At 63.0% G+C, this 23,473-nt stretch carries 13 protein-coding genes, 1 tRNA gene and 2 pseudogenes; 11 read left to right on the top strand and 5 right to left on the bottom strand.

Going from position 1 to position 23,473, the window contains the following annotated elements; translation table 11 throughout:
* Window positions 1–9: 9 nt before the first annotated feature.
* The 4 genes from pgm (at window position 10) to ACIHA7_RS01020 (ending at window position 4,956) form a co-directional block, all read left to right on the top strand.
* A complete protein-coding gene (gene pgm / locus ACIHA7_RS01035) occupies window positions 10–1,650 on the top strand; it encodes a phosphoglucomutase (alpha-D-glucose-1,6-bisphosphate-dependent) (protein WP_397284240.1) in 1,641 nt (546 codons plus the stop codon).
* Window positions 1,643–3,112 carry an MFS transporter gene (locus ACIHA7_RS01030; protein WP_397284238.1) on the top strand — a complete coding sequence of 490 codons (1,470 nt, stop codon included), beginning with the start codon at window positions 1,643–1,645 and terminating at the stop codon, window positions 3,110–3,112. Before pgm ends, ACIHA7_RS01030 begins: the two co-directional genes overlap by 8 nt.
* Window positions 3,113–3,342: 230 nt before the next feature.
* Window positions 3,343–4,044 (top strand): DsbA family protein, encoded by a 702-nt coding sequence (locus tag ACIHA7_RS01025; RefSeq protein ID WP_397284236.1) that lies wholly within the window; start codon window positions 3,343–3,345, stop codon window positions 4,042–4,044.
* A 108-nt stretch (window positions 4,045–4,152) separates the two neighbouring features.
* Entirely contained in the window at window positions 4,153–4,956 is an 804-nt protein-coding gene (locus ACIHA7_RS01020; protein WP_397284234.1) for an SAM-dependent methyltransferase, read from the top strand.
* A 438-nt stretch (window positions 4,957–5,394) separates the two neighbouring features.
* Here the strand turns inward: ACIHA7_RS01020 and ACIHA7_RS01015 are convergent, their stop codons facing one another.
* Complete coding sequence (locus tag ACIHA7_RS01015) at window positions 5,395–6,849, bottom strand: DUF222 domain-containing protein (RefSeq protein WP_397284232.1); 1,455 nt, start codon at window positions 6,847–6,849, stop codon at window positions 5,395–5,397.
* 122 nt (window positions 6,850–6,971) lie between these two features.
* Between ACIHA7_RS01015 and ACIHA7_RS01010 the strand changes: the two genes are divergently transcribed.
* Window positions 6,972–7,044, top strand: a tRNA-Ala gene (locus tag ACIHA7_RS01010).
* 199 nt (window positions 7,045–7,243) lie between these two features.
* Here ACIHA7_RS01010 and ACIHA7_RS01005 read toward each other — a convergent pair.
* Window positions 7,244–7,828, bottom strand: a pseudogene (locus ACIHA7_RS01005) (GrpB family protein).
* Between the two features lie 131 nt (window positions 7,829–7,959).
* Between ACIHA7_RS01005 and ACIHA7_RS01000 the strand changes: the two are divergent.
* Window positions 7,960–8,367 carry a GNAT family N-acetyltransferase gene (locus ACIHA7_RS01000; protein WP_397286429.1) on the top strand — a complete coding sequence of 136 codons (408 nt, stop codon included), beginning with the start codon at window positions 7,960–7,962 and terminating at the stop codon, window positions 8,365–8,367.
* Between the two features lie 159 nt (window positions 8,368–8,526).
* Here ACIHA7_RS01000 and ACIHA7_RS00995 read toward each other — a convergent pair.
* A pseudogene (locus ACIHA7_RS00995) lies at window positions 8,527–8,808 on the bottom strand (NUDIX domain-containing protein); the annotation flags it as partial.
* 230 nt (window positions 8,809–9,038) lie between these two features.
* Between ACIHA7_RS00995 and ACIHA7_RS00990 the strand changes: the two are divergent.
* The 5 genes from ACIHA7_RS00990 to ACIHA7_RS00970 all read left to right on the top strand — a co-directional run bounded on the left by ACIHA7_RS00990 (window position 9,039) and on the right by ACIHA7_RS00970 (window position 20,779).
* Window positions 9,039–9,416 carry a hypothetical protein gene (locus ACIHA7_RS00990; protein WP_397284230.1) on the top strand — a complete coding sequence of 126 codons (378 nt, stop codon included), beginning with the start codon at window positions 9,039–9,041 and terminating at the stop codon, window positions 9,414–9,416.
* Between the two features lie 1,512 nt (window positions 9,417–10,928).
* On the top strand, window positions 10,929–17,387 hold the full coding sequence (locus tag ACIHA7_RS00985) for a PA14 domain-containing protein (RefSeq protein WP_397284228.1): 6,459 nt from the start codon (window positions 10,929–10,931) through the stop codon (window positions 17,385–17,387).
* 769 nt (window positions 17,388–18,156) lie between these two features.
* Window positions 18,157–19,206: a hypothetical protein gene (locus tag ACIHA7_RS00980; protein ID WP_397284226.1), complete on the top strand. Its 1,050-nt coding sequence runs from the start codon at window positions 18,157–18,159 to the stop codon at window positions 19,204–19,206.
* Window positions 19,207–19,328: 122 nt separating this feature from the next.
* Window positions 19,329–20,060: a lytic transglycosylase domain-containing protein gene (locus tag ACIHA7_RS00975; RefSeq protein ID WP_397284224.1), complete on the top strand. Its 732-nt coding sequence runs from the start codon at window positions 19,329–19,331 to the stop codon at window positions 20,058–20,060.
* Window positions 20,061–20,470: 410 nt separating this feature from the next.
* Entirely contained in the window at window positions 20,471–20,779 is a 309-nt protein-coding gene (locus tag ACIHA7_RS00970) for a hypothetical protein (RefSeq protein WP_397284222.1), read from the top strand.
* 1,549 nt (window positions 20,780–22,328) lie between these two features.
* Here ACIHA7_RS00970 and ACIHA7_RS00965 read toward each other — a convergent pair.
* Complete coding sequence (locus tag ACIHA7_RS00965) at window positions 22,329–22,544, bottom strand: YcxB family protein (RefSeq protein WP_397284220.1); 216 nt, start codon at window positions 22,542–22,544, stop codon at window positions 22,329–22,331.
* A 414-nt stretch (window positions 22,545–22,958) separates the two neighbouring features.
* Window positions 22,959–23,471: a hypothetical protein gene (locus tag ACIHA7_RS00960; protein WP_397284218.1), complete on the bottom strand. Its 513-nt coding sequence runs from the start codon at window positions 23,469–23,471 to the stop codon at window positions 22,959–22,961.
* Window positions 23,472–23,473: the final 2 nt, after the last annotated feature.

The raw sequence follows: 23,473 nt of genomic DNA, 5'->3' as shown, positions 1-23,473 counted from the left end.
GACCCGAGCATGGCCCATGATCGAGCCGGGCGGGTCGCGCGTCCCACCGACCTGGAAGACATCGCACATCTGGTCACGGCTTACTACAGCCAGATTCCGGATCCGACGGATCCGGCACAGCAGGTGGTTTTCGGCACGTCGGGACATCGCGGCTCCAGCCTGGACACCGCGTTCAACGAGGCGCACATCCTCGCGATCACCCAGTCGATCGTGGAATACCGTGCGACCCGCGGGATTACCGGGCCGGTGTATCTGGCCAGGGACACGCACGCGCTGTCCGAGCCCGCGCTGGTCACCGCGCTGGAGGTGCTCGCGGCCAACGACGTGACCGCGATGATCGACGCCCGCGACCGTTACACCCCGACGCCCGCGCTGAGTCATGCTGTGCTGCGCCACAATCGGGGCGGCACCAAGAACCAGGCCGACGGCATCGTGATCACCCCCTCGCACAATCCACCCCGCGACGGCGGTTTCAAATACAACCCGCCGCACGGTGGTCCGGCCGACAACACCGCGACCGACGCCATCGCCGCGCGCGCCAACGAACTGCTGCGCAGCGGGCTCAGCGGGATCAAGCGCACCACGCTGCAACACGCGCTGGCGACCAACGTCCAGCGCTACGACTACCTCGACCACTACATCGCCGACCTGCCGAATGTGTTGAACCTGGACGCGATTCGCGGCGCGGGCATCCGGCTCGGCGCCGACCCAATGGGCGGCGCGAGCGTCGACTACTGGGAAGAGATCGGCCAGCGCTACGACCTCGAGCTCGAGGTCGTCAACCCGTTCGTCGACCCGACCTGGCGCTTCATGACGCTGGACAGCGACGGCAAGATCCGGATGGACCCGTCCTCGCGCTACGCGATGGCCTCGCTGATCGCGATCAAGGACGACTACGACCTGTCCACCGGCAACGACGCCGACGCGGACCGGCACGGCATCGTCACCCCCGACGGCGGGCTGATGAACCCGAACCACTTCCTCGCGGTCGCCATCGAGTATCTCGTCGCGAATCGGATGGGCTGGGACGCGCTCACCAAGATCGGCAAGACCGCGGTCACCTCGTCGATGATCGACCGCGTGGTCGGTGTGCTCGGCCGCGACGTGCACGAGGTGCCGGTCGGCTTCAAGTTCTTCGTGCCCGGATTGTTCAGCGGCAGCCTCGCTTTCGGCGGTGAGGAGAGCGCGGGTGCGTCGTTCCTGCGGATGGACGGCACCGTGTGGACCACCGACAAGGACGGCATCCTGCTCGCGCTGCTCGCTGCCGAGATCGCCGCGGTCACCGGCCAGAGCCCGTCGGCCCGCTACGTCGAACTCGAACGCCGCTACGGCAGTCCCGCCTACGCGCGGATCGACGCGGCCGCCACCACGGAACAGAAAGCGTTGCTCGGGAAGTTGACTCCGGACATGATCACCACCAAGGAGATCGCCGGTGAGCCCATCACGTCCGTGCTCACCAGGGCGAAGGGCAATGGCGCGCCGCTGGGCGGGCTCAAAGTGACCACGGAGAACGCGTGGTTCGCCGCCCGCCCGTCCGGCACCGAGGACAAGTACAAGATCTACGCGGAGTCGTTCCACGGCCCCGAGCACCTCGCGCAGGTGCAGGCGGCCGCGGAGGAAGTGGTGGGACAGGCGCTATCCGGTGAGTAGTAGATCGTCGGCAGTCGGCAAGACCCGGTCCAACGGCCGGGCGGAGCCACTGCCTATCGAGATCTGGGTGCTGGTCGGCGGCGCGTTCGTCATCGCCATCGGGTTCGGCTTGGTCGCGCCGGTGCTCCCGCAGTTCGCTCGCAGCTTCGGAGTGGGCGTCGCGGCGGCCTCGGCGATCGTCAGTGCGTTCGCGTTGATGCGGTTGCTGTTCGCGCCGGTGAGTGGCCGGCTGGTGCAGAGGCTGGGGGAGCGCTCGGTCTACCTGGGTGGGCTGCTGATCGTCGCGGTGTCCACCGGTGCCAGCGCACTGGCCCAAAGCTACTGGCAGTTGATGGTTTTGCGGTCGCTCGGCGGGATCGGGTCGACCATGTTCACGGTGTCGTCGCTGGCGCTGGTGATCCGGATGTCACCGCCCGCCGCGCGCGGGCGGGTGTCCGGGTTGTGGTCGACCAGCTTTCTGATCGGGTCGGTCAGTGGGCCGCTGGTCGGTGGTGCGCTGTCCGGACTCGGGTTGCGCATGCCGTTCGTGATTTATGCGGTCGCCCTGCTGGCGGTGACCGCCGCTGTGTATCTGGCACTGCGCAACTCGCAGCTGGCCGCGCCGGAACCCGTTGGCGGCGTGCGGATGATGTCGTTCGGGGAAGCGTGGGCGCGGCCGGAGTATCGGGCGGTGCTGTGGTCCAACTTCGCCAACGGCGCCGCGGTGTTCGGTGTGCGGATGGCGTTGGTGCCGCTGCTCGTGGTCGAGGTGCTGCATCAGACGCCGGGCATGGCCGGGGTGGCGTTGACCGTGTTCGCGGCGGGTAACGTCGCGGTGCTCTTCCTGGCGGGCCGGTACTCGGATCGCTGGGGGCGCAAACCGTTCTTGATCGTCGGGTCGCTGGTGTGTGCGCTCGGCACGGCCGGTCTCGGCATCTCCGACACTTTGCCGTGGTTGCTCATCACCTCGTTCGTGGCCGGTCTCGGGGCCGGCATGTTCACGCCGACTCAGCAAGCCGCGGTCGCCGATATCATCGGTCCGAACGCGCGTGGGGGGCCGGTGCTCGCCGGGTTCCAGATGGCGGCGGATCTGGGCACCGTGCTCGGACCGGTGGCGGTGGGCGCACTGGCGCAGCAGGCATCTTACGGACTCGCGCTGGCGGTCACCGGCGCGCTGCTCGCGGTGGCGGCCCTGGGGTGGGCGGTGGTGCCGGAGCCGTTGCGTAAGCGGGAGGAGCCGGTGGGCAAGCGTGCGGACGAGGCTGGTGCCGAATGCGAGCATCTCTGCGGGCCGGACGGGGCCGATCATCAGTTGATCGCTCGTGACGCTCAGGTTGCGCATGCGGTGAACGACGTGGCGGGTGCGCCGGTTGCCGACAGCCCGGTGCCGGTCGAACCTGTTGTTGCCGAAGGCGATCGTGGTGGTGAACCGAGGCCGAGTACGCCCGATGTGGATACGGAGCATGACTCGATCGCGCGGTAGTTGACGGGCGTGCGGCGCCGGAGGATGCCGAATCGGTGGACATCGAGTCCTGCTGTTCGTGCGGACTGTGGCAGTCGCTCGGGTCGGGCACGGGACGACTGTGGCTGCTGTGCGAGTCCTCGACCAGGTGTGTGGCGCGCCGCAGCGTGGGGGTTGGCGGTGAAGGTGGTGTCAGGTTGCGGCAGAGTGGTGGGGTGAGCGAATCGCGTTCGAAGTACACTCCGAGGCCCATGTCCAGCAAGAGCACCTACGCGTTGGGTGCCGTTGCTCTCGCGTTGATCGCGGTGATCGTGATCGTGGCGATCGGCTGGGGGCGCGACGAGCCGAGCGTGCGCAACGACGGGTACGGGTCCGCGCACGACCCCGGTGTGCGCGTGATGCTGGAGCCGGACGGTTCGATCCTGCTCGGCAAGCCCAATGCCGCGAAGACGGTCGATTTCTTCGAGGACCCGATCTGCCCCGCCTGCGGCAACCTGGAGCGCATCGCCGGCCAGGAGATCGCGCAGCGCATCGATGAGGGCAAGCTGGCCGTGCGCTATCGGCTGGTGAATTTCCTCGATAACCGTTCGCGGAGCAAGGATTACTCGACGCGCGCGGTCGCCGCCAATCAATGTGTCGCAGAAGGTGGCTCGGGGCCGGTCTACGCGAAATTCCACACCGAGTTGTTCACCACCAAACGACCGAGCGAGGGCGGCGCCGATCTCGACAATGCCGAACTCGCCGCGATCGCCAGAGTCGCGGGCGCGCCGGAATCGGTGTTGCAATGCATCTCCACCGGCGCCAGGGTCGAGGCGGCGCGCACCGACGCGACAGCCGCGATGACCGCACTCGAAGCGGCGCTCGGCAAGTCCGCGGCAACCCCGTCCGTCTTCGACGGAAAGACCAAAATCGACTTCAGCAACGAGGACTGGGTGGACGCGCTCACCCGGTGATGTCGACTCGGTACAGATCAGGCAATAGCGCCGCGCGGTATCCGGCTACGTCGCTAGGCTTTTCGGTGCCGGTCAGGTGTCCGAGTATCGCGCGCAAAGGGATGAACGATGAAGAATTCCGAGTCGGCACACGTCGGGTTCGACGTGACCAAGCCGAGCATCTCCCGGGTCTACGACGCGATGCTCGGTGGCAAGGACTACTACCCTTCCGATGAACGGGTGCTCGACCATCTGCGCGAGACCATGCCGGACGTCTACGAGCTGGCCAAACTGAATCGTGCGATGCTCAATCGCGGGGTGCGCTACCTGGCCGGTACAGCGGGGTTGACGCAGTACCTGGATCTGGGTGCCGGGCTACCCACCATGGAGAACACCCACCAGGTCGCTCAGGAACTGCAACCGGATGCCAGCGTCATCTATGTCGACAACGACCCGATCGTGTTGGCGCACGCTCGCGCGCTGATGAGCCTGAACGGCCGGACCAGTGTCATCACCGCTGACCTGCGCGACCCCGCGGGCGTGCTGGGGCATCCGGACGTCCAGCGGCTGATCGACTTCTCCCGACCGGTGGCCGTCATGCTCGTCGGCATGCTGCACCACCTGCACGACGACGAAGACCCGGAAGGCGTCGTCGACGCGTATCTGGATGCCGTGCCCGTGGGCAGCCACCTGTTCATCACGCATTTCCTGCACACCGGCGAGGAATCGCATGCGTTGGAGAAGTCCTTCCTGCAATTCCTCGGCACCGGACGGTTCCGGACCTACGACGAGATCACGCGGTTGTTCCGCGGCTGCGAGCTGGTCGAGCCGGGTCTGGTGCCGCTGTCGCATTGGCGACCCGATGGCATCGTGCGCGACAAGCTGACCCTCGTCGAGGAGATCATCATCGGCGGGATAGCGGTCAAGTCCTGAACTCGGGTGAGGCCGGGCCGGACACACCACCTTGTCGCGGCCCGACCTCGCTCGGCGCGCGATCCGTCCCCGGAACTGCGAGTGCCGAGCATTCGGGTGGCTCGGGGGCCGAGCCGACGATCTGGTCGTGGACTCGGCCCGCTCGGCGCGGTATCCGGCTACCCCAGTCGGCCGGACCCGGCCCGCCGAGCATTCGGTTGGTCCGGGGGCCGGACCGTCGCATCCACCACCCGACGGCCCGGCCCGTTCGACGGCGCGGCCCGAAATTCCCCCTGGACCGCAGCGCGTCGTTTCGTGGGGCCGAGTCGCCGACTCCACCTGCCTGCGACTCGGCCCGTTCGACGGCGCGGTCCTGCTTCCCCAGTCGGCCGGGACCGCTGCGCGTCGAGTTTTCAGTTGGTCTGTTGGGGACTCGGGTGGTCCCCGAGGTGGTCTCGTTCAGTACGCGGTGTTGACCACCGGAGCTGTTGTGTCGTCAGGGATCTCGTCCTCCGGCGCGATTCGGCACAGGTGGCGGTGGACGAGCGTGTGGCCGCGGAACGGATAGGCGAGATCATCGGGGGCGTCGCGTGCGGGCTCGGTCTGTGGTGGGCTGTCGCCGCGACTGGTGGGCGCGTCGATGTCTTTGTGCGGGAACAGATATCGGGCACCTTCCCGCGAGGTGGTGTGCATATCGCCGGTCGGTGTGGTCCACTGCAACCGATCCGGATCGGCCAACCATGCTTCCCACGGGACTTTCCTATTGTCCGCCAACGCTTTCAAGCGATGGTGCCGTGGGCACAGCACCGTCACGTCGGCGCGGGTGCCCGGCTCTCGTTGGTCCAGTTCGGATTCGGCGGCAGGCATCGTGCACCCGGGGAACCGGCACATGCCGTCCAGCGCCCGCACTTCTCGATCCAGGCGCGCCGCATGCTCCAGTCGTGCCGCCTGTGCTCGTGCGACCTGGTCCTGGTCGACCGGCTCGTCGGCATCCGACTGTTCCGGAATCACTTGGAACCGTGCGTTTTCCGCGAGCATCCTCGCCAACCCGGCATCGATCGGCCCGTAGCCCGCCAGAAACGCCGGTGCGTCCTGCATGCCCAGCAAGCTGTCTGCCGGAATCCCGATCTGAATCAACGGCCGCCGGGCATCTCCGGCCGCCTCCGCCTTCGGACATCGCGCACCGCGCCCACACCCGCACCGCAACCGCCCCGACCCATCGGCCAACGCCACCAGCGCGTCGGCCCGCCGCTGCGGCATCGTCCGCGGATCCGCCGCACACACCTGCACACTCATCTCCCGCAGCCGCATCGCCACCGTCTGCGCGCCGGGCGCGGGCAGCACCCCGTCGAACACGGCCATACTGTCCTGCAACGTCCGAATCCGGACGTCCCGATCGTCCTGCCGCCGCTCCCGCCGCCGTTGCGCCCCACCGGGATCCAGCCGCGCCGCCCACCGCCGCGCTGCCTGCCGCAGCCGCACCGGCGTGGTCCGCCCCGCCGTCTCCAGCAACCGCGGCTCCAGCTCGCCCAGCACGTCCCTGGCGACCGCACGCGTGCTATCGATGATCACCCGCACCTTCGCCAGATCGATCCGCCCCGCCGCGAACTCCGCCCGCGTGCGCGGCAACCAATCCTCCAGCGCCAAGCCGACATCGATCATCGCCGCTGCAGACCCCTCATCGACCTGCAACGCCAACGCCGCCTCCGTCGCCGCGAACTCACCCGCCCGCACCCCACCCGGCCCCGGCTCGGCACTCGCCGCCCGATGCCGCCGATACAACTCGCGCACCGCGAACACCTCCGCCGCCTGCGCCGCCGCCGAAGCCCCATGCGCCGTCCGAAGGGCCTCGATCAACCCCTCATCGCTCATGGCCTGAAAGTCCAGCACCGAGGAACCGCTTCCTTCGAACATGCGTTCGATTCTACGACCGTCGGCCCCCCGCCGCTACCCCCGATTCAACGCGATTTGGCTGCCGCCACACCCGTGGTGTAACTTCGTTCAGGCAGTCAGGGAAACCTGAAAGCAACCCACTCGGGGCTATGGCGCAGCTGGTAGCGCACCACACTGGCAGTGTGGGGGTCAGGGGTTCGAGTCCCCTTAGCTCCACTTCAAGGGGGTAGGCAGAGTTCTGCCTACCCCCTTGCTCCGTTTCGAGGTCGACTTTTCAACATGGATGATCCGTGATACTTCAGCCAGGCCGAGCGGTCAGCGGCAGTTGCGGATGGTCTCTGGCTTCGACCGACTGCGGATGGTGGTCGGCCGAACGCCCGTGTGGCGGCAAAAGTGTACGTTGTGGACAAGGTGATCAGCCTTTTAGGGCACGGGTCAGGATCTCTTCGACGACATCGCTTTTGGCGTCGGCGTAATGCTGCACGTACTTCCAACGGCGTTTGGCCAGTTCCCGTTTGGCCGCCTCGTAGTAGGCCCGGTCGTCGTGGTGCGTGCGCAGATGGTCGCGGAAGGCGAGTATCCGCTCCATTTCCGCAGCCCGAGCTCTGGTGAGAAAACATGGAGGTTGACGTTGTGCGGTGCCCCGTCTTCTATTCGTCGGATGAGGCACCGATGCTGATACCAATCCGGTTCACGGATGCGCAACGTGTAACCAGCACCTTCGAGCAGCGGGTACGTAGGCAGCCTCATCGGTGCTGTCGGGGACGACCAACAGGATGTCGATGACTGGTTTGGCCGCTAGCCCTGGCACCGAGGTAGAACCGGTGTGCTCGATACGCAACACAAGCGATCCGAGCGCGTCGCGCACCGACGCCGCTTCGGCGGCGTACCAGACCGGCCATTCCCGGTTGTAATCCTCGACAACCACCCGGACCGCATACGGTGTCAACTCGCCTATCGTTGCAGCGGCAAGGTCATCGTCCGAGCCCGAAGTTGCCATGCCCCACCCATATCGGCGTTTCCCCGACCGGCAGTTCGGTTGTCGGCAGATGCGTGTGTAGGTCGGCCGGAACGCCGTCCACCGAGAACCTAGTGTCCAGCGGAATTATCGCTATGCGAGATTTCCGGGAGGTGGTCGAAAACCATGCTCGCTATTGGGATGGACGTGACCTACGGCCACTTTACCTCGCTGCACTGGTGCACGAGTTCCCGGAGACCAACTTGGTGGCAGCGGCCCATGATGGTATCCGCGGGTACATCTTCGGATTCGTCACACCTGCACGTGTGGCCTACGTCCACCTGATCGCCACACGTGACGACACACGCGGCACCGGGCTCGGCCATCGCCTATATTATGCGTTCTCTGTGGCGGCACGGACCCAGGACGCTACGCAGCTCAAGGCCATTACCTCGCCAGATAACAAGGGCTCGAGCGCTTTTCACCAGAGATTCGGCTTCGTTGTCCGTGTGGTCGAGGACTACAACGGGCCAGGTGCGGATCGCGTCGTTTTTACGAAGGAATTGAACGGCTGCCTGTGACCAAGACGAGGGTCGCCCGAAAGCCGGGCGGGTCACACAACGACAAATCCCTCCTCGAGATAAGCGACGCCACCCTCCCGGCGAGCTGAGCGCGCCGCAGCCACGCGGCGAGCCAGCACCGCAGGCAGTCGCTCCGCGACCGGCCTCATCGCACCACGCCCAACTGCGGAGCTCCGCTGCCTGCAAGGTTATTGTCGCTACCTGGTCGGCGCCGAGTTGCCCGCCGTCAAAGACAAACATCACCCCCTCGCTGGGATACAACCCTGGCGGGACCCAATCCGCAACCAGCAACCGGCCCATCGACGCCGCCAGGCCGAGTTCCTCGCCGATCTCCCGGACAACCGCAGCGAGGGGTGACTCGTTGGCCTCGATGACGCCCCCCGGGCAGTTCCCAGTAGTCCTTGTACGTCGGCTCGACCAACAGAACTCGGTCGCACTCATCGGTGAACAACGCACCCCGCCCCCATCTGCTTGCGCGGCAATCTGGCGACGTCTTCCCCTAGTTCAGACTCCACAGGGCACAACACTATCCAGGCGCTCAGCCAAGCCCGGCGAACGGACTTCGGCAGCAAGCGCATCGCCGCACCCCACATAGAACGCGGTTGCTACCTGTTGGTGCCGCCAACCCAGACGGGGTCCGCGGCAGGTCCCGTGAACTAAGGAGATTAGCGGTGGAGTTCCAAATAGCGGTGTCGGCCCCGCCCGACCGTCTCCGGTTCGTCCTCATGATCGAGCCGGAGGCGATGCATTACGAGTTCCCGAAGGAAGGCAAGGTTGTCCTGGCGTTTCGCGGACCCGATTCGATGCTCGCTGAACTGATCCACTACCCGGATGCGGTGGTCATATGGCGGCCAGCGGATACCCAGGTATGGGCGACGACGGCCGACGGGCATTTGAACAGATCGGCGGGTTCGATGACAATCCGTGTCCCGACTGGGACTCCGGCGGAAAGCCGTTGGATCGACCGCTGCGGCAACTGGTCGAGGACGTTTTCTACAACCAATCTGCGCAGGACAATCCCTCTGCTTGAGCAAACTTTGCCAGGTTGAGCAAGTGACTCTTGCCGCCGCCACACGGTTTTCGGTGACGCAGTCTGAGGTGGGTGGCGGTCGATCTGGTCGATTCGGAAAGGTAGCGCCGCGCATCATCGCCCGGATTGTGAGGGCGATGGGGGCCCGAGTGACAAAGCATGATTGCTTAGTCGATGTCTGTGACGGAGTCTGAGACCTCTTGCCTGCGAGATTGTTCTTCGCAGTTGCAATCGATAAGGGGTTCAACAGTTGTCCTGGTCGACGAGCTCCTGGTGGGGTGTCGGTCTGACCGCCGCTGAGCGGCCCGGTGGCAGGGGCGAGGACCACTCAACGTTGGTACATGCGGTGGGCAGGCGTCGGAATGACTCCTGGACTGGCGGTGTCGGCCTCGGGATGGGGGCTGCCCTGCGAGGCTGACGAACGTGACAAGGCATTTGGATGAGTCGAGGGCGGCACAAATCAAGTGATCTATCTCATAGTTTGAGTGGCCCATCGGCCTGACCGTAGGATCCAACGTGAACCGACGGCAAGGGGGTCCCTCCGCTGGCTAGCAGGCGCTGTCTTTGAACTACGGCGCTCTACACCTTGAGAAACCTTTTGTGCTGCAACAGCTTTCGGGAATAGCTGTGAGTGTACCCCGGAAGTGACAGTTTGGAGTGCCATGAAAAGATGCTGAGCGGAAGCTGAGAACAGGCTGCACGTCCGATGCTCAGCGTTAGCTGAGCATCGGACGGGACCCGCTGGACGGGCCATGCGTCTTCGGTGGCCGCGGTGCATATTGGTCGGATGTCCAGTTGTGCAGCCGATTCGCTTGTAGGGTCATCTGGTTGTCGAGCTATGTCGTCCGACTGTCGGTTCAGTTTGCTCCGTTCAACGGCTGCGTCTGGGCGCTGATCGTGATCGTGGCTGAGTCGTCGACCGCATCCCGTGTGTGCGCTGCCTTCTGAGTGAGGGAAATGTGCGCCAATGTTGTTTGCTTGCAACAAGCTTCCCAACTGCAAGTAAGGGTTCTTATCGGTGATGCCGCCAGTAGGGCTCCTCGAAAACATTGCACCGCAATGGTTTGCGCTGGCAAACGATTCCTGTTCGCGTGCGATAGGAAAGTCCAAATGCTCAGGATATGTTGCTAATCAGACGATTTCAGTCGGCCTTCTCATGGGTCGATGTTGGCGGGCGGTTTGAAACAGTCAAACCAGTTGGCGGGGAGCGCTGTTCGAGTAGGTGGCAAGGTGCTCTGGAGGGCTTGTTGCGGCCAAACTACCTGCGCCGGAGCATGATTGAGAGTTGATCGTGTGCCCGGCTGCCGAAGTGATGTGCCGAAGGACACTCAAGTGTGAGCTGTTTAACAGTGCTCGTAGGGGTGCGCGACTAGTTCCGTCCTGAAATGGTTTGTCGCGTTGTTACGCTTTCGCCCGATTTGGGGATGGCCCGTCAAGGGGATGGGCTCAGGTGTTGTGGAGTGTGATGAGGTTTCGCTGTCGGGGCGACGCGTTGGTGCGTTGGTTCCCTGCTCGTTGGTATCGGTTAAAGGTGGTGTCGTGGTCGGCGGTGTTGGTCGCCGCGTTGATCGCGACGCTGGTGCAAGTGGTGGTGTCGCCGCAGGCTGCCGCGGCACCGAAAGGTAAGAATCCGCGCGATATTCCGCTGATGCTGTCGAAAGCGGTAGCGAAGCCTTCCCTAACGAATAAGCAGTCGGTGCCGGAGGCTGATTTCACGCCGTTGCTTGCTGGTGGTGCTGCGGCTGCTGGGCCGGTGAAGAGTGGTTTCGATCCGAAGACGTCGAAAGAGTCGGCGCGGACTGAGGATTCGGTCGAGTTCACCAATGTCAATGGCACCAAGACGGTGGTGTTGTCGCAGGTGCCGGTCAGTGTGCGCAACAGCAGTGGCGGCTGGGATCCGATCGATACCCGGTTGGTGGAGCGCAAGGATTCCAAGCGGGTGACCGCGGCGCGTACTGGTGTGGGGATCGAGTTGGCGGAGTTCGCCAACGACCCGAATCTGTTCCGGGTCAATCAGAATGGCACACCGGTCACCCTGGAGTTGAAGGGTGCGGGTAAGGCCGACCGTAAGGTCACCGGGTCGACTGCGACGTATGCGAATGCGCTGCCGAATACCGATGTGACCTATGAGGTGTCCGCGGACGCGATCAAAGAGTCCATTATTCTGAAGTCGGCTTCTGCTGTGGGCGAGGGCCGTTGGGTGTTCAAGCTGAATACCGGCGCGCTGACACCGAAGGTGGACGGCAAGACCGTCAAGATCAGCGACAAAGCGGGCAAGGTCGTTGCCGCGCTGCCCCCGATCGAGGTCTGGGATTCTGCGGGCAACGACAAGGACAAAAAGCCGTCGGCGCGTACCGGCGGTGACTACAGCTTGGCCCGTGATGGTGAGGCGTGGCAGCTGACGGTGGCCGTGGACAAGAAGTGGTTGAAAGACTCAGCTAGGAAGTTTCCGGTGGTGGTCGATCCGACCTACACCTTCGGATTCGGCGGCCAAGCCGAGGCGATCGCCTACCGCGAGGGCGCTGGTGCGTGCTCGGTGGAAGACAACTGCGGTATTCGCACCGGCAACTCCAGAAACTTTCTGGGCAACGTGTTGTGGCGCTCGGCGATCCGATACGACCTGACCCCGCTCGCCGGCAAGACCGTCACCGGCGCCCGCATGGACCTCAAGCTGTTCAACGGCTGGCCCGAAATGAAGCCCGCCTCGCAGGTGAGCCTGTACCAGGCCACTACACCGCTCGGTTTCGGTGCGCGCGGCCCCGAGTTGGCCTCAGGCAGTGTCGGCGAAGCAGGGTCGCTGACCTCGCCCGCACTGACCGCCTACCTCGGTGACCGCGCGAAAGCCTCTGATAAGAACACCTGGCTCATGCTCGGCGGCACCGAAACCAACACCTACTCGTTCAAGCAGCTGCAAGCAGCGTTGATCATCGACTACGGCGACGGTACCGGCACCAACCCCACCGACCCGACAAATCCGAGCCCGGGCCCGAAGGTGAACCTGGTTGCCCCAGTGAACGAGTCGGTGATCGCGAGCGATCAACCGCAGTTGGAGGTCAGTGCTGGCCCGTCGGGTACTAAGTACTGCTTCAAGATCTCGACCGGCTTCGACGGCCGCTCGGGCAGCGTGGTCGACTCCGGTTGCTTGACCACGCCGAAGTGGCGGGTGCCCGAACATGTGCTGCATGACGGTGGCCGCTACAGCTGGACCGTGGCGACCGTGGCATCGGGTGCAACAACACCCACGCCGTCGAACTGGGTGGGCCAGTTCAGCTTTGACATGCGCATCGGAAAACCAGGCCCGGCGCCGAGTGACGAGATAGGTCCGGCGACAGTCAATTTCTTCAATGGCAACCTCCATACAGAGGCGGCCGGCCCTGCGTTCGAGACGCTCGGTGGTTCCGCAGGCGTGACGCTGGCGTACAACTCGCGAGCGGGCGGGGACTCCCACGGTGTACGAGCGTCGTACTTCAACGACGCCGATCACAACGGGGCCCCGGACGCAACACCGGTGATGGTTCGCAGCGAAGCGCAAGTGAATCTGGACTGGGGCAACATCTGGTCCAACGTGCCGGAAAATTCTCCCTTCAAGGAGGATCCGATGCCCGCCGCGCTGGACAAGCAATGGTTCGTCATCCGGTGGGAAGGGCACTTCATGCCGGCGGTGACCGGCGATTTCAGCTTCGCTGGTTCGCACGCCGACGGCGCGAAGATTTGGATCGGCGACCAGGTTGTCTACGACAATCCGAACTCTTCCAGTGTCGGTACAGATTTCTCGACCGCAACGGCCAAGAAGGCCACAGATGTCTCGTTGACCGCCGGTCAGCGAGTGCCGGTCAAGGTCGAGCTGCACCACCGCACGACCGCCAAACCTCAGATGGTGTTGTGGGCCAAGAGCACCACCGGTGTCAGCAGTCAGCGCACCCACAACCTGGCTCCCCGGATCGTGACCACGGATTGGTTGTTCGCACAAGATCCTTCGCCCTTGCCTAAGGGTTGGACGCTGGGGTTGATCGGCAGCAAGTATGTTCGTGCCGAGATGCTCGATGGATCGGTTGTTCTCACCGACGCGTCCGGCGGCAAGGCTACTTGGACCAAGGTTTCGGCTGGTGGTTATACGCCGCCGAAGGATGAAGATGGTGTTCTCGCTATCGATGCCGGTGGCCGGATCTCGGTCACGAAAAGCGGCGTGGCGTCGATCTTCAATGTCGATGGCACTCTGGCTGCAGTGTCGTCGGTCGCCGACAGCAAGAAACCTGCCTCCCTGCAATATCTGTATTCCGGTACACCGGCGCGGCTGACTCAGATCAAGGACCCGGTATCGGGTCGCGCGCACACCCTGTACTACAACACCGACAACACCAACAACTGCTACGGCGGAGCCTCGTTCCCGCCGGGAACCCACTCGGCACCGCCGCAGAAGCTGTGCCGAATCAAATACTGGGACGGCACCGAAACCAGGCTCTGGTACATCGTGGGTGCCCTCGGTCGGATCGAGAACCCCGGTGCGGAAATCCGGGATTACAGCTACGTCAACCTTGCCGCGGCCAAGCTCGACTACGACCAGGCCGGCAACGACACGGAGAAGAAGCTGAAGGCCATGAACGCCGTCAGTTTGCTCAACGAGATCCGTGACGGCCTTGCCGTGGATCTCCGCGCCGCTGGACTGATCGTCCCAGGCTACGAACGCACCACCATCGAATACGACGCCTTCTCCGACGATATCTCGACAGGTCGGCCACCGCATTCACGAGTGATCAGAGTCGATCTACCAACGCACCACGGTCGCGACATGGCGGCCCGTCCCATGCATGGATATCGGTACGACATCGCGAACAAGAAGGCGTTTTTGGGTGTCGGCGGGCTCAATACCTTCAACATCCGCACCGTAACCTGGGACGACGCTGGCCGATTAGCCACCTCGACCGACGCCGTCGGTGACACTAAGCGCAGCGAGTGGAACGACAAGGACAAGCCGACAGCCCTCATCGACTCGGCCGGTCGGCGCAGCACCACGATCTACGATCACGCAGATCGGCCGACCGACGCATACGGTCCGGCACCGCAGGCATGTTTCGACGGGGCGCTCCCCAAGCCGGAATGCGCGGCTGCCATGCCGCACGTCCATAAGGTCTACGACGAGGGATTGCAAGGCCTCGAAACCGCGTTCTACGACAATCCCTATCTGGTCGGTGTCCCGAAGGAATGGCGTACCGGTGTCGGTACTGCCGACGGCACCCTGTCTCGGAACTGGAATGCCACACCACCCATAGCCAATACCGCGGGCTGGTCGGCTCGATTCACCGGCGAGATCCAGTTCCCGGCGACCGGTGAATACCAACTGGGGTTCACCGCAGTCGACGGTGTCCGGCTGTGGGTCGACAATGCGCTGGTCGTGGACTCGTGGACCGATAAAGCAGCGACCGCCGTATCGGCCAAGGTGACCAATGCCGTCGCGGGCAGCTGGCACCGCGTACGTGTGGACTACTACAACCGCAGCGGCACATCCGGCGCACTGGACTTCACGTGGAACCCGCCGGGCGCCGGCACCACAGTGACCGTGCCGGGTAGCGCTCTAGCACCTCGTTATGGGCTGGAAACCAGCAAGGTTAGCTTCAACGCCGCCGGTGGTGGTGCAGAACGCGCGGCTGCGCTCAACACTGCGAGTGAGTACTCCGATCCTGCGAACGGAATCGATCCCGTCTTCGGGTTGCGAACCACGCACATCGCCGATCCCGGTGGCGTCAGCCTGACCAGTCGGCACCGATTCGAGAAGCCCGGCGACGGGTTCCTGCGCCAAGTAGCAGCATCCCGGCCCGCCGGTGACCTGGCCAACGCCGACAGTCGTGGAACTTCGGAGTACTACGGTGACTCGGAAACCCGTGCGAATCCTTGTGTATCGGGCTCTGCGGCGGTGTACCAGGGCGGCCGGGTCAAGACCGTGCGTTCGGCGAAGACTTCTGACGGTGTGGTCAACGCGCTAGAGACCGTTTACAACGCGGCCGGCCTGGTTGTCGCTATGCGAACCAACAGCAAGCCGTGGTCGTGTGTGAGCTACGACGCTCGCAATCGGCCACTCAAAAAGTCCTTCCCTGCGATGGAAGGCCACCCGGCGCGGACTATGTCCTATGACTACGCAGTCGGCGGCGATCCTCGTAAGACGAAGGTCAGTGACGACAGTGGCTCGACTCAGACGGACATCGACCTCCTCCGTCAAGTCGTGTCATACACCGATGCCTCCGGCACGGTCACCACGTCCGCCTACGACATCGCCGGTCGAAAGACCAGCCAGACCAGCACCGTCAAAGGCATCTCATCGACGCTGAACTACCGATGGGACGACGCCTCGCGGCTGACGCGCCTTGATCTGGACGGTGCCGCGGTCGCGACACCGACCTACCAGTCCGGTGAAGTACGGAGCGTGGCCTACGGCAACAATACCGGGCTGACAATTGGACGCAACGACACCGGTAGCACAACCGCCCTGGCGTGGGCGGCAGCCGGTTCGACGGTGACCAGTGCCGTGACTCGTTCACGAGATCAGCGGATCACCGACGAGGTTGTCAGCGATTCTGCTAATGGCGGTGCGGCGTTCAACTACAGCTACACCTACGACGGTGTCGGTCGATTGGTGAAGGCAGATGTGCCGTTCCATCAGATGACCTACGGGTTCGCTGCCGACGGTGGATGTGGCACGAACCCCAAAGCGGGGCTGAACACCAACCGAACCAGTTTCACCGACCGTCACAACGGCGCGCCGGCGACAGTGACAAATTACTGCTACGACAATGCCGACCGGTTGCTGACGACCAACGGTGCTATCGACCTTTCGTTCACTTACGACAATTACGGCAATGCGACCAAGGTCGGTACCGATATCCTGACCTACGATTCGACCCGTCGCCACATCAGCACTACTACCGCTGCCGGTAAATCGGTTACCTACACCCGAGATGTCACCGACCGTATTATGACCCGCACCACGAAAGACGGTGCCAATCCCGAACTGATCACCAGATACGGGTTCACCGATAGTGATGGTGGTGTCGAATTCGTTCTCGACAACCAAGGTGCGCTTCGGCAGCGTCTAGTGAAGCTGCCCGGCGGGGTCCTGCTGACCAAGAACTACACCGCGGTTACCTCGGCCAACTGGTCGTATCCGAATGTGCACGGCAGCATCTTGTTCACTGCAGACGGTTCCGGGGTCCGTAGCGGCGCACTGCATTTGTATGACCCGTATGGGCAGAACATCGACCCCGTTACCGGTGTCATCGGAGACATTCCGATCCCAGCCACTGCTGAGGGCGGGATGGACTTCGGTTGGCTCGGACAGCACGCTGTCCCGGTCGAGCACATCGCCAGCCAGCAAGCCCTCGAGATGGGTGCTCGCACCTACCTGCCGATTTTGGGTCGGTTCCTTCAAACCGACCCGATATCAGGCGGATCCGCAAACGACTACGACTACGTCAATGCCGACCCCATCAACAATCTAGACCTCACCGGCAAACTCCCCGTGCTCCTACCGCTTCTCATACCGCTGACCGAGGTGATCATCGCCGGCATCCTGACCGAAGAATTAATGAACGATGATCCGGCGGCACCTACGCAACCCGAGACGCAACCGGCTCCGAGCAACCCCGCACCTTCATCGACTCCGAAAGCTGACACCAAGGATGATGACAGCATCCGAGTCGGGCGATGGATGAGTGCCGACGAGTATCAGCAGATGCTTGTGACGCATCAGGTGCAGGTCGGGGCAGGGGGAACAACGTACGTGGCTTACCCTGCGAATCCAGAGGCGTACAGAAATCAGGCAAAGCCAGGTACTTTGTACGTAGAGTTCGATGTACCCCAAGGGGTCCTCAGTCCAGCAGGCGAACCAGGGTGGGCGCAGATCCTCTCTCCCGAACACTCGCGGGCGAAATATCCGGATAAATTCAATATCCAGAGCAATGTGCCCGCGACAAATATTATAGTAGTGGACTCGAAATAGTGAGGATGCGGCAATGGTGACGAATTCGGAACTGATATCCTGTCTTCGGTCGTGGATCGGCGAAAATTTCGAACAGCTGCAAGCTCGTGGCGCAGAATGTGGATGGGGTGAAAATGTCGACGGCGCAGGAAATGATCCAATCTTTTGGATGCATATAGATCACGGTTCGAGGGGCGGACAGATTTCGCTGTGGCGGGCTAACGATGTAGAACTTGTCGTAGTTGACGCCGATAGCGACGACGACCCGTCCTATACACATGTTATTCCACGCGGTATACCAGAGTTCGAAGGTATCATCGGCCGTCTTGTCGATTGGGTTCGGCTGGACGGGTCGGGCTAGCCGCCCATTCGCGCGTCTCGGCCACGAATTCCAACTTCGACAACGGCGCTGATGGGATTAGTTGGAGGCGGGGCGCCCTGTCGCCATGTTGGCTATGCAGGGAGCCATTGGAGCGGCGAGCATCTATCGTTGATCGAGAGGGTTGGTTATTCGATTCGTTGCTCGCATGTGGATCTCTAGCGAGGGTGCAGCGTGGTGATGACCGTTTCCTGACCGAAGGAGTCAGCGCCGCGGGCGGCTGGGCTGGTCAACCGGCATAGCCGCCCGCGGTCCGCCGGAGCCGCGCGGGCAGCGCGGTTCCGGCGGGAGCAAACACATCGGAATTTTCTTTACTTTGTCAAACGTGCCCGTATGGGGCCGTCGACGAGTTCATCCTGCATGCCCATCGGCAGCGGGACGGCTCGTCTCTGAGAAGAAAGCAGCACCCTGGTGCGAACACCCGACAACAACACACCCGATCATGACGATCCCGACAAGACCCAGGTCATTGCGATACCCGTGGATGCCTTCGCGGAAGGGCACGTGTCGGATGAGGTGAATGCCTTCGACGATGCGGATGATGTGGACCAGGACGGCTCTGAAGAGGATTTCACTGATGGTGATGAGTCTGTCGATGAGGAGCCAGTGTCACCGCTGCGCCGGCGATGGCGGCAAGTCGCCGCTTACGCCACCGCGGGTGATGTTCGCCGGCACTTGCCTTACGCTGCGGCGGCGGCCGTGGCGATCATCGCGGTGATCACGGTGTTGATCGTGACCGGTACCGAACCGAAGAAGTCCGACGAGGTCAGTGATGCTGCTTCGTTGTCGGACGCGGAGGTGGGGACACAGAGTTTCGACGACATCACCCAGTTGCTGCAGGGCGGCCTGGCAAACACGACACCGGTCGAGACCGGCGTCGCGACGACCGTTTCTGAGACACCGACTGATGTGCCTCCACCGGGTGAGGTCCCGAACGTGGAGCCCGGGGATATCGATCAGTCGATCACTCCGGCAACAGTGACGGTGACCGACTCAGCCCAGGTGGACACGGTCAGCGGAGACGACCCGGTCACGACAGAGACCAGCGTGGTGACCGAGACCGCCGCGCCGTCCACGATCACCGAGACCCCCAGCGGCGGGCCGGGGCCGGGGTTCTCGATCGACGGCAGCATTTCGGTGCAAGCCTCCCGGCAGCCCTCCACGCAGGCACCTGGTGGTCCCTCGACGGTCACCGTGGTGGTCCCGGCTGACACGACGCCGCCGCAACCGTCCACGGTCACTGTGATCGTCCCGGCGACGACAACTGCCCAACAGCCGAAGCCGTCGACCGCGAAGCCGACCGGGTGCCCGACAACAACCACGTCCAAGCCGAAGACGACCACATCAGCACCTGCGACGACCACACGGCCACCGGCTACCACCAGACCACAACGCACGACCACCCCGGCACCGACGTCGAAGAAGCCGACCACCACAACCACGGCTCGACCGTGCAAGTAGGGGACTCACGGAATGTGTGGCACCGGGAATGCTCCGGCGGTGAGTTGCGAGGGATGATGAACAGCAGATATATATCTGGCGGAGGCGGCCGCCAGAGCAGCACGACCTTGGTGGTGTTGCTGATGATAGTCGTCGCGGTGATTACCGCAGGCTGCGATCGCGGGCCGGAGCGCGAGGTCCGTCGCGCGCCGCCGGGTGCCGGTGATCCGGTGCCCGCGATTCAGCTTGTCGCGGCCGGTCGTCACGCTGGTCCGTTGCAGGAGTGGGCGCGGGGGAGAGGCAGCAAGTACGGGATCCCGATCCGGGCGTTGCAGGCTTATGGGTATGCGGCGGTGGTGCTGGCGAAAACCCAGCCCGGCTGCCATCTGGGATGGACCACCCTGGCTGGGATCGCGCGGGTGGAAAGCGACCACGGCCGCCACCGCGGTGCGAAGATCGGCACCGACGGATCAGTGAAACCCGCCATCCGTGGTGTCGCGCTCGATGGCACCAACGGCAACGCCCGCATCACCGATCCCGATGCCTCGGCACGGACCGGGCAGACGGTCTACGCGAGGGCGGCGGGGCCTTTCCAGTTCATCCCAGACACCTGGAAACGCTGGGGCGTGCGCGCCGACACCGACTACAAAACCCTCGCCCACACCCTCGCCAAGGCCACACCCGCGACGTCGACCGAGCTGACCGGCAGCCCGGACAACATCGACGACGCAGCCCTGGCGGCAGCACGCTACCTGTGCGCGTCCGGTGGTGACCTGGCCACCGCCCGCGGCTGGCAAAAGGCCATCTTTTCCTACAACCACTCCGATACCTACGTAAGGCAGATACACGCCACCGCCACCAGCTACACCAAATAATTCTGCGCGCGAATCTCGCCTAGCCAGGAGTCACAAATTAATCCAAATGGGCCACAGCAATTGTGTACCGCACCGTGGCCGTGCTCTCCTGGGTCCTCATCGGGTGCCTTTCAAGACTCGGCATTCTGATCACAGACGCCGCCGGATATTGGCTTGAAGATGAAACACACACTGAGAGAAAGCCTTGCCTGCTCGCGGGTACGGGCGATTAAAGTGCCTGCTGTTGCCGAACCGGTTCGATTGACTCTTTAGTTGGGCTGTCATTGATTTGTAGCGATTGTTGCTTCGAGTTGTCGGCACTCGGGGAAATGTGTTACCAATTCATTGCGCAGCTTTTGTTGACTGGGCCGCCCCCTCTCCCTCTGGGAAATGTAAGGGTGGCGATACAAATTCCTTGTGAGGAGAATTCCATGAAGAATATTCGTGCGTTCGGTGCCGCGATGGTCGTGGCATCGGGTCTGCTGCTGGCCGCAGCGGGTACCGCCTCGGCCGCCGAGGTTGCCGCTGGGCCCGTTGCCAGCTCCGGCTCGGGAAGTGCCCTGGGTGGGCTGTTCGATTCGCTGGCCACCGGCAGTAGCGATACCGGGTCCTCGGTCAATGGTGGTGTCAAGGTCGGCAACAACGAAGTGGCGGGCACCCCGCTGGCTACCGGCAGCTCGGGAAACGGGAGCTCGGACCTGTGCGCCACCAACCCGACCACCAACGGCTGCCCGAAGTAGCATGTGCTTCGTGCTGCGTCCGGCCTTTTGGCTGAATTCGGCTCTTGCAGAGTTGTTGTTCGGGGCCTGTTGTAGCCGGGAGAACCACGGGATAAGACGGGGGCTCGTGGGTGATCGGCAGACCCAGTGCGGGTCATCTGTGTGAATGGTGTGGTGGCGCCTTGCGCCATCGCTTGTGTGCGGCGGTTGTTCCGGGTGTGACCGGATCAGTGAGGTATCACGGGGTGTAGGGGAGCGGACAGGGAATTCTCCGGCCGGAGACGATGGAAGTGAGAAGCCCGCATGTGGTGGGCTCGATAGATAGTGTGGTTTCAAATGTCTTGCGCAGCCTCAGGATCCAGGCTCGACGGAGGCAAGCCATCAGTCGGTACTGAGTGCGCTGGTGTGGCAGTCGCCTAACAGTGAGACCGACCGGCAGAACGTCGAATAGCTCTGGATGCGTTCTGGTTTCGCATCGCGACCGTTGTGTTTGGCGTGGGGATAATTCGCGCGCTTTCAGAGTTCAATATTTGGGTGTGGGGTGAGTAGGGTTCGTCGTCGTGGCGTAGTGGTGCGATGGCTATCTGTATGCTGGCGTTTCCGCGGCGCGGTAGCTTGGTCAGTTGTCTTGATAGCCTTGCTTATCGCGGGGGCGCACTCAGGAAGCTCGCCAGATTCTGCTTGCCGTGGGCTTCCTCGGCCGGTTCATTCTCTGCACGGTGTACCGGATGTCGAATCGTCGGTCGTGCCCTGAGCTGGGTAGTGCGCCGTACGGAGCCTCCGATGCCCTCTCGTGAGGCGCCGGCTAGGCCAAGTGCGGCACATCAGTCGTAGCAGGATTCCTGATGGTCGTCTCACGATGGGGGGCTCATTGTGGTCGGCTGTGTGTGTCGCATCGTGGGATGCCGCGACGTTGCAGTGCGGTGCGGATGGTGGTGTGGGCGACACCAAGACGTTTGCCGATTCGGTCGAGTGAATTGCCGTTGCGGTAGCAGGTCACGGCTTGGTCGATTTCGTCGGTGGTGAGGCGTCGCTGTCGTCGAATGTCAGTGTCGTTGGCGTGGAGGACGTTGAGGGTGCTGCCTTGGCGAGTCGCCATTGGTCGGCAAGCTTCTTGACGGATAGCCCAGCTTCGTAAGCCGCCACGATCGCTGCTCGGTCCCTGTCAGCGAGCCGTCGTCCTAGAGCGTGCGGGTGGGACATGCGGGTGGGGGTGTCTGTTGGTGTGTTGGTTACCGTTTTGTTCGCGCAGGGTGTCGACGGGCCGGAACATTACTTCGGGGCCATCTACCAGTACGGACCGGTTCGTATGCTGACACGTTGGGCCCACGTCAAGGGAGTAGGCAGAGCTCTGCCTACTCCCTTACTCCGTTTTGAGGTCGACTTTTCGACGGGATCCGTGAAGTTTGGCCGGCGTCGTTCGGTGCGAAGTTCGGCGGTGCCCCAGATCTGTGGATTTGCTGCCCGGTGCGTGAACGGCGATCGGCCAGTAGGGGTTCGGGCACTGATTAAACACGTCAGGGTTGGGCTCGACGAGTCTTGCATCTCAGGACGGCCACGCCGGGCGGCGCTACTTCGCGACCGGCCGGAGCTCGTGCACGAACTCGGTGAATGTGGCTCGCAGATCTCCGGTCATGCGTGTCTTTGCGACGGTGAGTGCCGACATCCTGCTGAGTACGAGGTACCAGGCCTCGGGAGTCTCGATGATGTGGCTCAAGGCGGTCCATCGAACCCGTGATCCGATCAGGGGATGGGTCGTGGTGATGCCCTCGTCGTCGAGGGTCATGTGGCATCCGTTTTCGCACCAGGACGACCACCCGTGTCATGGAAGACCATCGCCGGGGCGGCTGATACCAACCTGATACGTGGTCTGACAGGGGTCTTCGGCTCGTCGCCGGCCGGGATAGGCGAGGTTGCGCGCCTTCGGTCGGGCAGGGGAAAATTTCAGGCTGAAGATATACAAGAGCGCGACCTCGGCCGACGACCCGCACGGCAGGGCGCCGACTATCGCCCTGTCGGACGGGAGGAGGAAGCCCCAGTGCTCATTATAACCGGGCACTTCCTCCCTATAGATTCCTCGATAACATGTCCGGAGTGATTCGGAAACAGATGTAGCCAAATGTCGCTGAAACCACACCGCCATTCCGAAAAATCGAGGTTTGTTACCAATCTCGGTAGTCCTTTATGGCCACGATGTTGATCATAAGTTCACTTCTATCATTTCATTCCACGCTTGAATCGCTCTGTTAGCCAGTTCGGGGCTGGTCGCCTTCAGTCCGATGAAGAAATTTTGGGCTAGTTCGGTAAGCATTGATTCGAGCTCGTTTCGTGTCATAGTCTCGAATTCGGGATGCGGGACCCAGTCAGTTCGCGACGCGCATTGAATTTCGACATGCTCCCCTATTGGTCGAAACGTCAAAGTTCGCTCTACGCCTTGGGGGTACATGTCAACTTTTCCTGTATGATTCTCGCGAAGGCTTACCATGAGGGCTGGAAGTTGCTCCATGAATGCCGATAACTCGTACCCGACGTCGTGCTGCCATTCCTCCTGTCCGAACCCTCCGATCTGGAAGACGCCAACTCCAGCTTCTTCCATCATGTAACACCCGGTCATGATAAATTCCCTATAACCGGACCTCGGCTCAATTTCCAACTGGATAGCAGACCCCGCATCGGGCGGAGCTGTAGGGACGAATGCAACATGAAAACCCATCT

It is taken from the genome of Nocardia sp. NPDC052316 (assembly GCF_044547795.1).
Lineage (GTDB): Bacteria > Actinomycetota > Actinomycetes > Mycobacteriales > Mycobacteriaceae > Nocardia.
This window is presented reverse-complemented; position numbering and strand designations above follow the sequence as displayed.